At 63.3% G+C, this 14214-nt stretch carries 14 protein-coding genes; 8 read left to right on the forward strand and 6 right to left on the reverse strand.

All coding sequences use genetic code 11. From position 1 onward, the window contains the following. Nucleotides 1-8 precede the first annotated feature (8 nt). Entirely contained in the window at nt 9-2771 is a 2763-nt protein-coding gene (gene acnA, locus HNE_RS17375; RefSeq protein ID WP_011648479.1) for an aconitate hydratase AcnA, read from the reverse strand. A gap of 171 nt (nt 2772-2942) precedes the next feature. Between acnA and ccmA the strand changes: the two genes are divergently transcribed. The 5 genes from ccmA to HNE_RS17395 all read left to right on the forward strand — a co-directional run bounded on the left by ccmA (nt 2943) and on the right by HNE_RS17395 (nt 5621). Beyond that, the gene (gene ccmA / locus HNE_RS17380; RefSeq protein WP_011648480.1) at nt 2943-3524 is read left to right on the forward strand and encodes a heme ABC exporter ATP-binding protein CcmA; all 582 of its coding nucleotides are present in this window, start codon (nt 2943-2945) and stop codon (nt 3522-3524) included. After that, on the forward strand, nt 3521-4186 hold the full coding sequence (gene ccmB / locus HNE_RS17385; RefSeq protein WP_011648481.1) for a heme exporter protein CcmB: 666 nt from the start codon (nt 3521-3523) through the stop codon (nt 4184-4186). The genes ccmA and ccmB overlap by 4 nt, the downstream gene beginning before the upstream one ends. A gap of 101 nt (nt 4187-4287) precedes the next feature. After that, nucleotides 4288-4938 (forward strand): heme ABC transporter permease CcmC, encoded by a 651-nt coding sequence (ccmC, locus tag HNE_RS17390; RefSeq protein WP_407637693.1) that lies wholly within the window; start codon nt 4288-4290, stop codon nt 4936-4938. Nucleotides 4939-4941: 3 nt separating this feature from the next. Beyond that, nucleotides 4942-5100: a heme exporter protein CcmD gene (locus HNE_RS18480; protein WP_011648483.1), complete on the forward strand. Its 159-nt coding sequence runs from the start codon at nt 4942-4944 to the stop codon at nt 5098-5100. After that, on the forward strand, nt 5097-5621 hold the full coding sequence (locus HNE_RS17395) for a redoxin family protein (RefSeq protein ID WP_011648484.1): 525 nt from the start codon (nt 5097-5099) through the stop codon (nt 5619-5621). The genes HNE_RS18480 and HNE_RS17395 overlap by 4 nt, the downstream gene beginning before the upstream one ends. A 22-nt stretch (nt 5622-5643) precedes the next feature. Here HNE_RS17395 and HNE_RS17400 read toward each other — a convergent pair whose 3' ends face one another. Then, nucleotides 5644-6282 (reverse strand): MarR family winged helix-turn-helix transcriptional regulator, encoded by a 639-nt coding sequence (locus HNE_RS17400; RefSeq protein WP_011648485.1) that lies wholly within the window; start codon nt 6280-6282, stop codon nt 5644-5646. 140 nt (nt 6283-6422) lie between these two features. On the opposite strand from HNE_RS17400, the gene HNE_RS17405 reads away from it, so the two are divergent. Continuing rightward, entirely contained in the window at nt 6423-6989 is a 567-nt protein-coding gene (locus HNE_RS17405; RefSeq protein ID WP_035591317.1) for an NUDIX hydrolase, read from the forward strand. Here HNE_RS17405 and HNE_RS17410 read toward each other — a convergent pair. Beyond that, on the reverse strand, nt 6979-7749 hold the full coding sequence (locus HNE_RS17410) for an inner membrane-spanning protein YciB (protein ID WP_233351950.1): 771 nt from the start codon (nt 7747-7749) through the stop codon (nt 6979-6981). The two genes, HNE_RS17405 and HNE_RS17410, sit on opposite strands and share 11 nt — an antisense overlap. Nucleotides 7750-7819: 70 nt before the next feature. Continuing rightward, nucleotides 7820-8680 carry a DMT family transporter gene (locus HNE_RS17415; RefSeq protein WP_011648488.1) on the reverse strand — a complete coding sequence of 287 codons (861 nt, stop codon included), beginning with the start codon at nt 8678-8680 and terminating at the stop codon, nt 7820-7822. 289 nt (nt 8681-8969) lie between these two features. On the opposite strand from HNE_RS17415, the gene HNE_RS17420 reads away from it, so the two are divergent. Both HNE_RS17420 and HNE_RS17425 read left to right on the forward strand, forming a co-directional pair. Further along, nucleotides 8970-9833 (forward strand): hypothetical protein, encoded by an 864-nt coding sequence (locus HNE_RS17420; protein ID WP_011648489.1) that lies wholly within the window; start codon nt 8970-8972, stop codon nt 9831-9833. A gap of 100 nt (nt 9834-9933) precedes the next feature. Then, nucleotides 9934-11673, forward strand: a complete 1740-nt coding sequence (locus tag HNE_RS17425; protein WP_011648490.1) for an N-acyl-D-amino-acid deacylase family protein — start codon at nt 9934-9936, stop codon at nt 11671-11673. A gap of 3 nt (nt 11674-11676) precedes the next feature. Here the strand turns inward: HNE_RS17425 and ftsY are convergent, their stop codons facing one another. Both ftsY and mtaB read right to left on the reverse strand, forming a co-directional pair. After that, nucleotides 11677-12921, reverse strand: coding sequence for a signal recognition particle-docking protein FtsY (ftsY, locus tag HNE_RS17430; RefSeq protein WP_011648491.1), 1245 nt, complete (start codon nt 12919-12921; stop codon nt 11677-11679). Continuing rightward, nucleotides 12918-14195: a tRNA (N(6)-L-threonylcarbamoyladenosine(37)-C(2))-methylthiotransferase MtaB gene (gene mtaB, locus HNE_RS17435; protein WP_011648492.1), complete on the reverse strand. Its 1278-nt coding sequence runs from the start codon at nt 14193-14195 to the stop codon at nt 12918-12920. The genes ftsY and mtaB overlap by 4 nt, the downstream gene beginning before the upstream one ends. Nucleotides 14196-14214 lie beyond the last annotated feature (19 nt).

Below are 14214 nucleotides of genomic sequence, written 5' to 3' on the forward strand. Positions count from 1 at the left end.
AATGTGTCTTACGAGGCGCGGACAAGGTCGCGCAGCACATAGTGCAGAACGCCGCCATGCTTGACGTAATCGACTTCGATCTCGGTATCGATCCGGCATTTGATCTGGATCGTCTTCACGGTGCCGTCGGCATAGGTGATCTTGCAGGGCACGGTGGAGAGCGGGCGAATGTCGTTGCCGAGGCCTTCGATATCGAAGGTTTCGGTGCCTTTGAGGTCCAGAGATTTGCGGCCCTCACCGATGAACTCGAACGGGATGACGCCCATGCCGACAAGGTTTGAGCGGTGGATACGCTCGAAGCTTTCAGCGATGACGGCCTTCACGCCGAGAAGGTTGGTGCCTTTGGCGGCCCAGTCACGGCTGGAGCCGGCGCCGTATTCGATGCCGCCGATGATGACGAGGGGCACGCCCTTGTCGATCCAGGCCATCGCCGCGTCATAGATCGAGGTCTGCTCGCCATCCGGGCCGAGGGTGTAGCCGCCCTCAACGCCGTCGAGCATCTCGTTCTTGATACGGATGTTGGCGAAGGTACCACGCATCATGATCTCATGGTTGCCCCGGCGCGAGCCGTAGGAGTTGAAATCCTTCACCGGCACCTGACGCTCGGTCAGATATTTGCCAGCCGGGCTGTTGGCCTTGAAGGAACCGGCCGGGGAGATGTGGTCGGTGGTGATCATGTCGCCCAGGAGGGCGAGCACACGCGCGCCCTTGATCGGGTGGATGTCGCCCTTCTCGGCCGACATGCCGCGGAAGTAAGGCGGGTTCTGAATGTAGGTCGAGCTGACCGGCCAGTCATAGGTCTCAGCGTCCGTGGTCTGAACGCCCTGCCATTTCTCGTCGCCTTTGAACACGTCGGCATATTTCGACATGAACATCTGCCGGGTCACCGTCGCGTGGACCATGTCGGCGATTTCCTTGGTCGTCGGCCAGATGTCCTTCAGATAGACAGGCTTGCCGTCTTTCGAGGTGCCAATGGCGTCCTTGGTGATGTCGATGTTCATGTCGCCGGCGATGGCATAGGCGACAACCAGCGGCGGAGACGCGAGATAGTTGGCGCGTACGTCCGGGCTGATGCGGCCTTCGAAGTTGCGGTTACCCGAAAGAACCGAGACGGCCACGAGATCATTCTCGTTGATCGACTTGGAAATCTCGGGCGCCAGCGGGCCGGAGTTGCCGATACAGGTGGTGCAGCCATAGCCGACGAGGTTGAAGCCGAGCGCGTCGAGGTCTTCCTGCAGGCCGGCAGCGTTCAGATACTCTGAAACCACCTGCGATCCGGGCGCCAGCGATGTCTTCACCCAGGGCTTGCGGGTGAGGCCGAGGGCGCGCGCCTTGCGGGCAACGAGACCGGCGCCGATCAGAACATACGGGTTGGAGGTGTTGGTGCAGGAGGTGATCGAGGCGATCACGACCGAGCCGTCGTTGAGAATATAGTCCTGGCCGTCCACGCGGCCGCGGCCGGGGCCCATCTCGTCACCCGGAATGCTGGCCGGCGCAGGCGCGCCGCCCTCTTCCGTCATCTCTGACTTCTGCAGCTCAGGCGCCTTGGCGGGCTTGCGCAGGCCGTGGATGTATTCGCCGAAAACCTGGGCGGCCGCGTCGAGCGCGACGTGGTCCTGCGGGCGTTTTGGGCCCGAGATCGCCGGAACGACATCGCCGAGATCAAGGTGAAGCGTCGAGGTGTAGACGGGCGCATAGTCCGCGCCGCGCCAGAAACCGTTCTGCTTGGCATAGGCTTCAACCAGCGCGATGCGGTCTTCATCGCGACCGGTCTGGCGAAGGTAACGGATCGTCTCGTCGTCGATCGGGAAGAAGCCGCAGGTCGCGCCATATTCAGGCGCCATGTTGGCGATGGTGGCGCGGTCTGCGAGCGGCATGTTGTCGAGGCCGGGGCCATAGAATTCGACGAATTTGTTCACGACGCCGTGCTTGCGGAGCATCTGCACCACTTTGAGCACCAGGTCTGTCGCGGTGACGCCTTCGGTCATCGCGCCGGTGACCTTGAAGCCAACGACTTCCGGGATGAGCATCGAGACGGGCTGGCCGAGCATCGCCGCTTCAGCTTCGATGCCGCCAACGCCCCAGCCGAGTACGGCCAGGCCATTGACCATGGTGGTGTGGCTGTCCGTGCCGACCAGCGTGTCCGGATAGGCGACGAGTTCGCCTGCCTCATTCGGGGCGGACCAGATAGTCTGGGCGAGGTATTCGAGGTTTACCTGGTGGCAGATGCCGGTGCCGGGCGGAACGACGCGGAAATTGTTGAACGCCTTCTGACCCCATTTGAGGAAGGTGTAGCGCTCCATGTTGCGCTCATATTCCAGGTCTACGTTGGCCTGGAAGGCGCGGGGCGTGCCGAATTCGTCGATCATGACCGAGTGGTCGATCACGAGATCGACCGGGACCAGCGGGTTGATTTTCTTGGCGCTGCCGCCCAGTGCCTTGATGCCGTCGCGCATGGCGGCGAGGTCGACCACGGCGGGCACGCCGGTGAAGTCCTGCATTAGGACGCGGGCGGGGCGGTAGGCGATCTCACGCGGGTTCTGGCCGCCTTTATCTGCCCATTCACCGAAGGCGCGGATGTCGTCTTCATTGACGGTCAGCCCGTCCTCGAAGCGCAGCATGTTCTCGAGGAGAACCTTCAGCGCGGCGGGCAAACGGGATACATCGCCCAGACCGCCGTTCTTCGCCGCTGCTTCCAGCGAATAATAGGTGTAGGTCTTGCCAGCTGCTGTGAGCGTGCTTTTCGATTTAAAGCTGTCCTTTGACGGCATGTCCGAGCCTTGCCTCCTGGTAAAGGGCCTCTCCTGCGGAGGCCCGCTTTCGTCGCTGGGGCCCTCATATAGGCCCTGCCCTTCCGGCGCAATTGGGACAAAGGGTCAAAGCGTTAATAGCGGCGCAAGGCCTCGTTTGCAGACACTGCCGAACAGGCTAAGCCTGCGCCGGTGACTGTCTCGACCGCCCCCCTGCTCAGCGCCAGCGGCCTCGCTATCCTGCGGGGAGAGCGGGTGCTGTTCCGCGGCATAGGGCTGACACTGCAACCGGGCGAGGCGATCGTGTTGCGCGGCGCCAATGGGGCGGGCAAGACGACGCTGCTGCGGATGCTGGCGGGGCTGACACGGCCGGAGGCCGGGGAGATCGCGCGCCCGGCCGCTCATCACTGGATTGGCCACAAGGAAGGCATCAAGCCGCAGGAAACCCCGCGAATCCATCTCGCCCTGTGGGCAAAGGCGTGGGGCTCGAGCGCCAGTATCGCTGATATTCTCGATCAGCTGGCGCTGACACGGGCGGCGGATGTGCCGGGGCGGTATCTCTCGGCAGGCCAGAGACGGCGCACGGCGTTCGCCCGGCTGCTGCTGGAGGCGCGCCCGCTCTGGTTGCTCGACGAGCCCTACACGGCGCTCGATGCGGCGGGCAAAACGATGCTCGATCAGGTCATTTCAGGACATTTGAGGACAGGTGGGGCCATTATCGCGTCGATGCACGACGCGGCCGGCTTCCCGGTGACTGCCGAGGTGACGCTTTGAACGCGGCGCCCATCTGGGCAGCGTTCCGGCAGGCGTTTGCCGAAGCATGGGCGGGCGGCGCAGGCGCGCTGCTGCCGCTTGGCTTTCTGGGCGGGGCGGCGGTGCTGGTGCCCCTGGGTATCGGAAGCGATACCGAGACCCTCAAGGCGGTAGGGCCAGGCATCATCTGGGTATCGCTTGCGCTATCCAGCCTGGTGACGCTGGAGCGGATCTTTCAGGCGGATGTGGAGGACGGCACGCTGGACCTCTGGCTGCAGACCGGCGCGCCGATGGCAGCGGTTGCGGCGGCCAAGACGCTGGCGCACTGGCTGGCGGCGGGATTGCCCCTCGCGCTGGCCTCTCCCCTGCTGGCGCTGATGTTCCAGGCGCAGGCGAGCCTGGACCTGATCGCACATCTTGGGCTCTACGCCCTTGGCAGCCTGGCGTTTTTCTTCTGGGGCGGGGTGGGCGCCGCCCTATCAGCCACCGTGCGCCGGGGCGGGCTGCTGATCTCGATCATCGCGCTTCCCCTCTATGTGCCCACCGCCATTTTCGGCAGCCTGGCAATGACCGGGGGCATCGGATCTGACGGGGCGCCGATGCTGCTGGCCGCTTCCACCCTCTTTGCCTGCGCTGTTGCGCCCTATGCCATGGCCGCTGCCTTGCGCTTGGCGGCGGACTGAGGGGAGGCTATCTCGATACCATCATGTGGTCTGCCTTTGCCAATCCGCACAAGTTTCTGAAATTCTCCGCTGTTGCGGCGCCCCTTTTCTATGGAGCGGGAATGCTCTGCATTCTGTGGGGCCTTTGGCAGGGGCTGTGGATCGTGCCCAAGGACGACTATCAGGGCGGGGACATCATGCGGGTGATGTTCATACACGTGCCCGCCGCCTGGCTGGCGATGGTGAGCTATTCAGGCCTAGCGGTGGCAAGTTTCGTCTGGTTCATCTGGCGCCATGAGCTCGCTGACATTGCCGCCAAGGCGATTGCCCCGCTCGGCGCGGTGTGGACGGCGCTGTGCCTGGCCACCGGCTCCATCTGGGGCAAGCCGACCTGGGGCACCTGGTGGCAATGGGATGATGCGCGGATGATGTCCGTTCTGTTCCTGCTGTTCCTGTTCCTGGGATACATGGCGCTGCGCGCCTCAATGGATTCGCGCCAGAAGGCCGCGCGCGCCGGGGCGATCCTGGCGATGGTGGGCGCAGTAAACGTGCCCCTGATCAAATTCTCCGTGGACCTCTTCACCTCGCTGCATCAACCCGCCAGCGTGATCACCGCAGACGGCCCGAAGATGGCGGCGGTTTACCTGACGCCCCTGCTGATCTCGGGCCTTGGCCACGCGTTGCTGTTTGGCGGCCTCGTGATGACCCATATGCGCACCGAAATCCGTGAGCGGCGGATTGCCCGCCTCACGGCGCAGGCGCTGGAAGGATAGGCGATGCCCGAATTCGACAAGAACGCCGCCTATATCTGGGCCTGCTACCTGATCGGCGCGGCGCTGATTGCCGGGGCCTGCCTTCAGGCCTGGCTTGCCGCGCGCGCGGCAAGAAAGCGGCTGGAGGCGCTGGTCGCCAATGACGAGGACCTGCGCGTATGAAGCGCTGGATCTATGCCTTGCCCGTTCTGGCGTTGGTCATCGTCGCCGGGTTTGGCGGATGGCAGATGATGCGCCCGTCCAAGGGCGAGTTTGAGCGCCTCTCCCGCGCCGCGCCGGAACATGTCTTTCCGCTGATGGATGGGAGCGGCGAGATTTCCTTCGCTCCGCCTCCGGGTGGACAGACGGTTGCGGTGAACCTCTTTGCCAGCTGGTGCGCGCCGTGTGAGGCCGAGCACAAATATCTGGTTGCCCTCGGCGAAAAACATCCCGGCCAGGTGTATGGCATTCTCTACAAGGACAAGGTGGAGGACGGCGCCGGCTTTCTGGAGCGGCTGGGCAATCCCTACACGCAGGTGGCGCTGGACCCGGAAGGGCGCGGCGGGCTTGATTTCGGCCTGACAGGCGTGCCGGAAACTTTTGTCATCTCCGGTGACGGAGAAATCATCCTGCATATCGGCGGGCCGCTGGATGACGCGCTGGCCCAAAAAGTAAGCGGGGCGCTCGAAGCGCCCCGCTCATGACTTCATCGAGAAGGAAGCGTGATTACTTCGCTTTCTTCTTTGCAGCCGCTTTCTTGGCGACCGGGGCCTTTTTGACAGCGACCGGGGCTTTTTTCACTTCAGCCTTGGCCGTCTTCTTTTTGGCAGGTGCCTTTTTGGCCTTCGGAGCAGCTTTGGCAGCCTTAGGCGCTTTTGCAGCCTTGGGCGCAGCTTTCGGGGCCTTGGGGGCTTTCGGAGCGGCCGGAGCGGCTTCTTTCTTCTCCGAATCGTCGACCAGGCCGGTCAGGCCTTGCAGCAGGGCGTCCTGCTTGGCTTTTGCCAGGGTCGAGAACAGGGCATCGTCAGCCTTGGTGACAGCCGGGAGGGCCTTGTCATAGGCTTTCTTGCCTTTTGCCGTCAGGCTGACGGATTTGGCGCGGGCGTCGGTTTTGGAATCAGCGCGCTTGATGAGGCCAGCGGTTTCCATACGGGCGACCATGTCGGCCAGCGTGGAGCGGTCGATGCCGGTAGCATTGACAAGATCGGACTGGCTGACGCCTTCATTGCCCGACAGGGCAGCAAGGACAGAAAACTGACGCAGCGTGACGCCGGCCGATTTCAGAGCAGCGGCCGAATGATTGGCAGCGATCTGCTGGGCGCGGTGCAGAAGGTGGCTGGGCGAAGAATTGAGATTGAAGCTCATGATTAGGGTTCCTAAAGGTTGTTAAGGTGTCCGGGGAAGGACGGGATTGAAAAAGGGCCGATCCATGTTCCGGGGCGTTAACAAGAACCCCGTGGGCGGATCAAACACATTCTCCATACAGGCGACAGGATAAAGATTGGATGACTGATCAATTGCCAACTCCTTTCCAGAACACAGATTTTCGGCTCGATGTGCCAGATGGGGACGATCGGATGCGGCGAATTTGCAATCGCTGCAATTTTGTTGATTACGTGAATCCTAAGATTGTGACCGGAGCGGTCGTAATCAAGGACCGTAAAATCCTGATCTGTAGGCGTGCAATCGAGCCACGCAAGGGATTCTGGACCCTTCCGGCAGGATTCATGGAAGAAGGCGAGAGCGTGGAGGAAGGCGCCCGGCGCGAAGCGCGCGAGGAAGCGATGGCCGAAATAGAGATCGATGGCCTGCTCGGCGTGTATTCCGTGCCCCGCATTTCGCAGGTTCAGATCATGTTCCGCGCCAAACTATTGTCAGACATCGCGCCAGGACCGGAAAGCGAGGAAGTGAAACTCGTATCCTGGGCGGACATTCCCTGGTCTGAGATGGCATTCCCCACGGCGGTGTGGGCCCTGACGCACTATGCCGAAACGAGACACCTGAAGGCGTTTCCACCTTTTGGTAACCCACCGGGTACGGATAAGGTCACGCGGGAAGTGATCAGGCTGTAGCGGAGGCTTCTTCGGGTTCGCGCAGATGCTTCAAGGTATACGGCGTGTTAAGCGCGCCGAAGAGGAAGACGATGACCATGTTGCCGAGCTTCCAGTTGGCCCAGACATCTTCGGCATTCTTTGCGCCGAATGTCAGGCCAAGGAACTCATATGTGCCTGCTGGCGCGACCGGGATGCCCGCGAGGACAAGTGGGCTTTCAAAGCCGGGCGCATAGGTGCGCCAGAGATATTCATTCCAGAACGCCATGGCGACGAAAAACAGCCCCCATCGAAACGCCAGTGTGCGCCACGCAAAATCCGGCAGGTCAAACACCTTGGCAAAGAGAGACTTCCAGAGGTTTTTTCCAAACATCAGCGGGATGAGGATCATACCGGCCATGAACAGCTGCTGGATGGTGGGCTTCACATAGATGAAGGCCTTCTCCTGGAGGAGGATGCCGATGAGACCGAAGCCACCGACGATGGCGGAGGAGAACACCATCATCTGCGAGACAGGCTGGCGCTGGATCAGCTGTTTGCCGAGGAAACCCAGCATCAGGACGATCAGCACCCCCGTCGCCCAGTAGATGGCGGTGTCCTTGTTGATCAGGCCGTCGAGCAGCTCCACCCGGCGGAAGATGTTATAGGTGAGGATGAAGCCGATGACGGGGATAAAGTCCCCCCAGATCTGGTTGGCTTTGCCAGCGGCAGTGCCGATACCATTAGCGGGGCCGTTGGCGGGCCCATTGGCGGGCGAAGGCGGCGGGGTCATCTCGGTCATGCTATTCCTTACGTGCTGGGACGTCTTCCGGTTCAGCTCGCTACCTTCTTGTCATGAATGAATTCTTCCGTCAGCCCGCAGCCTGCATCAGAACCAGCCCCGCCGCGAGTGTGGCGGCAGCCACAACCCGGCGCCGTCCGAAGCCTTCCTTCAGTAGCCAGGCGCCGAAACCGGCGGCGAAGACCACGGAGGTTTCCCGCAGCGCTGTGACCATCGCGGCATCGGTCATCGAATAGGCATAGATCGCCATGCCATAGGAGAGCGCCCCGGCGAGCCCGCCGATGACGCCCGCGCGCAACTCTTTGCGCAGGCAGGCGGCGACCCTCCCCTTCCGCTGCCAGAGGAGGACCAGCGTGACGCCCACCCAGTCGAACAGGAACAGCCAGACAACAAAGGTGAGCGGATTTTCCATCGCGCGGACGGCACGCGTGTCGGCCACCGCATAGAGGCCGACGCCGATGGCCGTCATCAGGGCCCAGAAGAGGGCGGCGCGGTCGAGGCGGCGGGCGGCTTCGGTGAGGCCGGTGGGCAGGGCGAAGACGAGGATGGACAGTGAGGCGGCGATCAGGCCCGCAATCTGGAGCGGGGAGAGACTTTCATTCAGCCAGAACACCGCCAGCACGGCTGTGGCGAGCGGGCCGAGCCCGCGCATGACGGGGAAGACGAGCGAGAGCGCGCCCCGATGCAGCGCCCGGATGGCGGAGAACTGGTAGAACCAGTGGACCACGACCGACACGGCAATCAACGGCCAGGTCTCTGGCGGTGGAAGCGGCGCGAAAGGCAGGAGCGGCAGGACGCTGAGCCCCATGACGATGGCCACGATGGCCCGCGCCGTCAGCACGTCGCCGCCCCGCTTCACCATGACATTGGTGATCGCGACCGTCAGCGCAGAGAGCAGGCAGAGAATGATGGGTAACAGCGTGGGCGACATGCCGGCCTCGCATACGCAGCTTTGCGGTCAAGCGAAAGACGGGGCCTAACGACGGGGCCAAAATTTGCGGCGGCGGCCCGAAGCGTCCTTCCCCGGAATATTGCGAGGGGAACCAATCAGGCGTTGCGGCGTTGGTTTTCTGATCCCCGGTAGCCTGCCCCAAAGCGGCAGAAGAGGGACCAAACCCCGCAAGGAGGCAGCGGACATGGGCAAAGGTATTCTACTCTGGTTTCTGGGCGTTCCGATTCCCGTCATCATTCTTCTTCTTTTGATTTTCTAGGAGGCGCACATGGTTGATGCACCCATCACGACTGCGCCACCGCGCACCGCCCCAGCCTCTGGCTGGACCGGACCGGCAATCAGCTGGTCCGCTGTTTTTGCCGGCGCATTTGCTGCGCTGGGTCTGACGATCGTTCTCGTCATCCTCGGTTCGGCTTTCGGCTTTGGCGCCATGTCGCCTTTTCCCGGAGACGGACTTTCCGCCATGACGATTGGCGCAGTCACCATCATCTGGCTCATCCTTACCCAGATTTTCGCCTCGGTCGCGGGCGGCTATATCGCCGGGCGCGTGCGGTTGCGCTGGTCGATCCACCGCGATGAGGTTTTCTTTCGCGACACCGTGCACGGCTTTCTGACCTGGGCGGTGGCGAGCGCACTGATGTTTGCCGTCGCAGGTGTGGCCGTTGGTGGCGGCTCGGCGGCCGGCGCGGCAGTCACTGCGGCAGCGGTGACGTCCGAAGAGGGCTCGCCCTCTCCTGCCAGCATGATCACAGACCGCTTGTACCGCGCCCCTGGCGCAAACCCCGAGGCGCTTGCCACATCACGGGATGAAGCAGAGCGGCTGGTGATCCTTGCCATTGGCGACGAAACCCTGGTGACGGAGGAAGACCGCGCCTGGCTGGTGGAAGATGTTGCCGAACGCGCATCGCTGAATGTCGATCTTGCCGAAGCTCGCGTCCAGATGGCGTTTACCGACATCGCCATCGCTGCTGAAGAAGCTCGCGAAGAGGTGGATCTGGCCCGCGCGGCGAGTGTTACTCTCGCCATAGCCACGGCCCTAGCCATGATGATTGGCGCCTTCGTTGCCTGCGGCGCCGCCGTATTTGGTGGCCGCGAGCGCGATGGCCTGGAAGACAAGCTCGTCACGGCGTAACACCGCCGGGCACGTATTTTGACAGAGGGGGAAGCGGCGTCAGGGTTTGACACCGCTTCCCCTTAAGGCATGCTCCCCCCAAACACCGGAGGACTTCGCCATGGCAACTCATGACCTGATCATTCGCGGCGGCACCATCATTGATGGTAGCGGCGGCCCGTCATTCGAGGGCGACGTGGCCGTTTCCGGCGGCGTCATAACAGACGTCGGCAAGATAAACGGCAAGGGCATCGAGGAAATCGACGCGCGCGGCCAGGTGGTGACGCCGGGCTTTGTGGACCTTCACACCCATTATGATGGCCAGGTCGCCTGGGGCGAGGCGATCAGCCCGTCATCGCTTCACGGCGTAACCACGGTTGTGATGGGCAATTGCGGCGTTGGCTTTGCGCCCTGCAAGACCGAGGATCACGACCGCCTCATCCGCCTGATGGAAGGCGTGGAGGACATCCCCTTCCCTGTTCTCTCTCAGGGTCTGCCCTGGGCGTGGGAGAGCTTTCCCGATTATCTCGACTTTCTCTCCACCCGCCGGTTCGACACCGATGTCTGTGCGCAGCTTCCCCATGCCGCGCTGCGTGTGTTCGTGATGGGCGACCGGGGCGCCAACCGTGAAGACGCAACGCCAGAAGATATTGCCGCAATGGCCAAGCTCGCCAAGGAAGCCGTGATCGCCGGGGCGATGGGCTTTACCACCTCGCGCACGCTCAACCACCGCACCTCGGATGGCCAGCCTACCCCGACACTGACGGCGTCTGAAGCCGAACTGACCGGCATCGGAATGGGCCTTGCTGAAGCCGGGCGCGGCGTGTTGCAATTTGTGTCTGACTTCGATGATCCGCAGAAGGAAGCGGCCATGCTGCGCCGGATCGTCGAGAAGACCGGCCGGCCATTGTCTGTGTCGCTGGCGCAGTCCGATGTTGCCCCCAATGGCTGGCGGCATCTGCTCGGCGCCATTGAGGCGGCGGCCGCTGACGGCATACCGATTCGCGCCCAGGTCGCCCCGCGCCCCGTGGGCGTGTTGCTGGGGCTCGACCTGACAATGAACCCGTTCAGCGCCCACCCCACCTATCGCGAAATTGCCGATCTTCCGCTCCCGGAACGTGTCGCACGCCTGCGCGACCCGGAGTTCCGCGCGCGGCTTCTGGCGGACGCGCCGCAGACGGATAATCCGTTTGCCAAATCCATGCTGCGCAATTTCGGCAAGATCTTCCAGCTGACCGATCCGGTGAATTATGAGCCCGGCCCGGAGCATACGCTGGCGGCGATGGCCGAAGCGCGCGGCGTCTCTCCTGAAGCGGTGGCGCTGGACCTGATGCTGGAGCGGGACGGCAATGGCATGCTCTACCTGCCCTTCCTGAATTATGCTCAGGGTACGCTCGATCCGATCATGGAAATGATGCAGAGCCCGGCCACTCTGCCCGGCCTGTCTGATGGGGGGGCACATGTCGGCATGATCTGTGATGGCTCGTTCACCTCAACGATGCTGACCCATTGGGTACGTGACCGGACGAAGGGACAGAAGCTCTCTGTCGAGAGCATTGTTCACCGCCAGGCCCGCAAGACCGCCGAATGGATCGGCCTATGGGACCGGGGCCTGATTGCGCCGGGCTACCGGGCCGATCTCAACGTGATCGACCTTGCCAATATGAAGCTTCACCTGCCCAACGTGATCCGCGACCTGCCCGCAGGCGGACGCCGCCTGATGCAGCGCGCCTCAGGCTATACCGCCACGATCCTCAAAGGTGAGATCACCCACCGGGACGGCGACCCGACCGGGAAACTCCCCGGCAACCTCGTCCGCGGGGCGCGCCAGGCCCCGGCGCAGGCGATGGCGGCGGAGTAGGCGTCAGCTCGCCTTGATACCAACCAACGCCTTGGCGAAGGCCTCCGCACTGAACGGGCGGAGGTCTTCGGCCCGCTCGCCAATACCAATGAAATGGATGGGCAGGTCGTGCGCTTCGGCAATCGCCACCAGCACGCCGCCTTTGGCGGTACCGTCCAGCTTGGTCATCACCAGGCCAGTCACCCCGGCAGTATGGCGGAAGGCTTCGACCTGGGAGAGCGCATTCTGACCGACCGTGGCATCGAGCACGAGGATCACATCATGCGGGGCATCGGGATCAATTTTCTTCATGACACGGACGATCTTGCCGAGCTCTGACATCAGCTCGGCCTTGTTTTGCAGGCGCCCGGCGGTATCGACCAGCACAAGGTCCAGATCCTCGGCTTTCGCCCGCTCCACCGCGCCATAGACGAGGCCCGCCGCATCCGCGCCATGGGCGCCTGCCATAACGGGAATACCGGCGCGCTCGCCCCACACTTTAAGCTGCTCGACAGCAGCCGCGCGGAAAGTGTCCCCGGCAACCAGCAGCGCCTTGGCGCCCTGTTCCTGAAGTTTCGAAGCGATCTTGCCGATGGTGGTCGTCTTGCCTGATCCGTTGACGCCGACGAACAGAACAATGCGCGGGCGCGGGCCGTCGGAGAAATCAACCACCTGTTCGCGGGGCTTGAGGATCTCCTCGATCTCCTCGGCCAATGCGAGGCGAATTTCCTCGCCGGAGATTTCCTTGTCGAAACGCCCCTTCGCGATGCCCTTGGTGACGCGCATGGCGACGCGCGTGCCCATATCCGAGGTGATCAGCAGATCCTGCAATTCCTCAAGGGTGGCGTCATCAAGCTTGCGGCGGCCCAGCGCGGCGAGACCTTCGGTGAGCTTGGCGGTGGAGCGGGCGAGCCCTTCGCCCAGACGGCCAAAGAGGCCGGGATCATTGGCTTCGGCCTCTGCGGCGAGACGGGCGGCCTCGGCCGCTTCGGCGCGCAGACGCTCATGCTCCCGGCGGTCTTCCAGCAGTTTAAGCTCGGCGGCCGCCTTGGCGCGGACGGCTTCGTCTTCGGCTTCCTGGGCCTCGCGGCGCTGGCGCGCCTCCCAGGCCTGGTTTGCCTCGGCGACCTTGCGTTCAATCTCTGCCTTCTCGCGGGCAGCGGCTTCCTGCGCGGCGATTTCTTCCGCGCTCAATTCCGGCGCTTTCATTACCTCGCCGGCGGCTTTGGCCTCGTCGAGTTTCTTCTTCTTGCCGAACCAGAGGATCATGAAAGGGGTGTTCCCAGAAGCTGCTTGCCGTCATGGCCGGTTATCTGCACAGGCGTCATCCGTCCACCCTCCCCTGCCGCGCGACTGAGTTTGACCTGGGTGAAATCGGGTAGGCGGGCGGCGGTATCGCGTTCAATCAATGCCAGGCGCACCTGACCGAGATGGCGTTCAAAATGCCGGAGGAGCGCGGCTTCGCCCGCTGCCCGCAAACGCGCGGCGCGGTCCTTGATCAGCGGCTTTGCCAGCTGGGGCATCTTGGCTGCCGGCGTGCCGGGGCGCGGGCTGTAGGGGAAGGCATGCAGGAAGGAGAGACCGCACTCATCAATGAGGCGGAGGGAGTTTTCAAAGTGCGCCTCGGTCTCGGTCGGGAAACCGGCGATTATGTCCGCCCCCAGAGCAATGTCCGGCCGCATGGCGCGAAGACGCTCTGTAAGCTGAATGGCCTGATCGCGGCTATGGCGGCGTTTCATCCGCTTGAGGATAAGATTATCGCCATGCTGCAGCGAGAGGTGCAGATACGGCGCCACGCGCGGATCGGCGAGCGCTTCGATGAGGGCATCATCCATCTCGATCGCGTCGATGGAGGAAATTCGCAGCGCGCGGAGTTCGGGCACAAGCTTCAGGATGCGCTGGACGAGATTACCGAGCTCGGGCGTCCCTGGAAGGTCTGCGCCCCAGCTGGTGAGGTCCACGCCCGTCAGCACGACCTCATAATGCCCGCTGGCAGCGAGGGCGCGCACCTGGGCCACCACTTCCCCTGCCGGAACCGAGCGGGAGTTTCCGCGGCCATAGGGAATGATGCAGAAGGTGCAACGATGGTCGCAGCCGTTCTGGACCTGCACATAGGCCCGCGCCCGGCCTTCCATGCCGTCGATCAGATGGGCGGCGGTTTCGCGCACGCTCATGATGTCGTTGACGCGGATCTTCTCTTCCCCGCCGAGCAGGTCTGCGGGTTTCCATGTCTCGGCTTTCATCTTGTCGTGATTGCCGATGACGCGGGTAACCTCCGGCATCGCCGCGAAGGCCTCCGGGTCGGTCTGGGCGGCGCAACCGGTGACGAGGATCGGCGCGCCAGGATTGTCGCGAGCCGCCCGGCGGATGGCCTGACGGGCGCCGCGCACGGCTTCGGAGGTGACCGCGCAGGTGTTGATGATGACAGCGTCGCCCAGCCCTGCCGCATGGGCATGGCGGCGCATCACCTCGGACTCGTAGGTGTTGAGGCGGCATCCGAGCGTGATGACGGTCGGGCTGGAAGGCGGGGCGGTATCAGCCATAAGCCCCGTCAGATCGCGC

Source organism: Hyphomonas neptunium ATCC 15444 (assembly GCF_000013025.1).
In the GTDB taxonomy this organism is placed as follows: Bacteria; Pseudomonadota; Alphaproteobacteria; order Caulobacterales; family Hyphomonadaceae; genus Hyphomonas; species Hyphomonas neptunia.

What these genes read in the sequence shown, in the direction of transcription:
- acnA (WP_011648479.1), bottom strand. Translation starts at nt 2,771, where the DNA reads ATGCCGTCAAAGGACAGCTTTAAATCGAAAAGCACGCTCACAGCAGCT.
- ccmC (WP_407637693.1), top strand. Translation starts at nt 4,288, where the DNA reads ATGCTCTGCATTCTGTGGGGCCTTTGGCAGGGGCTGTGGATCGTGCCC.
- HNE_RS18480 (WP_011648483.1), top strand. Translation starts at nt 4,942, where the DNA reads ATGCCCGAATTCGACAAGAACGCCGCCTATATCTGGGCCTGCTACCTG.
- HNE_RS17395 (WP_011648484.1), top strand. Translation starts at nt 5,097, where the DNA reads ATGAAGCGCTGGATCTATGCCTTGCCCGTTCTGGCGTTGGTCATCGTC.
- HNE_RS17400 (WP_011648485.1), bottom strand. Translation starts at nt 6,282, where the DNA reads ATGAGCTTCAATCTCAATTCTTCGCCCAGCCACCTTCTGCACCGCGCC.
- HNE_RS17405 (WP_035591317.1), top strand. Translation starts at nt 6,423, where the DNA reads ATGACTGATCAATTGCCAACTCCTTTCCAGAACACAGATTTTCGGCTC.
- HNE_RS17410 (WP_233351950.1), bottom strand. Translation starts at nt 7,749, where the DNA reads ATGACCGAGATGACCCCGCCGCCTTCGCCCGCCAATGGGCCCGCCAAC.
- HNE_RS17415 (WP_011648488.1), bottom strand. Translation starts at nt 8,680, where the DNA reads ATGTCGCCCACGCTGTTACCCATCATTCTCTGCCTGCTCTCTGCGCTG.
- HNE_RS17420 (WP_011648489.1), top strand. Translation starts at nt 8,970, where the DNA reads ATGGTTGATGCACCCATCACGACTGCGCCACCGCGCACCGCCCCAGCC.
- HNE_RS17425 (WP_011648490.1), top strand. Translation starts at nt 9,934, where the DNA reads ATGGCAACTCATGACCTGATCATTCGCGGCGGCACCATCATTGATGGT.
- ftsY (WP_011648491.1), bottom strand. Translation starts at nt 12,921, where the DNA reads ATGATCCTCTGGTTCGGCAAGAAGAAGAAACTCGACGAGGCCAAAGCC.
- mtaB (WP_011648492.1), bottom strand. Translation starts at nt 14,195, where the DNA reads ATGGCTGATACCGCCCCGCCTTCCAGCCCGACCGTCATCACGCTCGGA.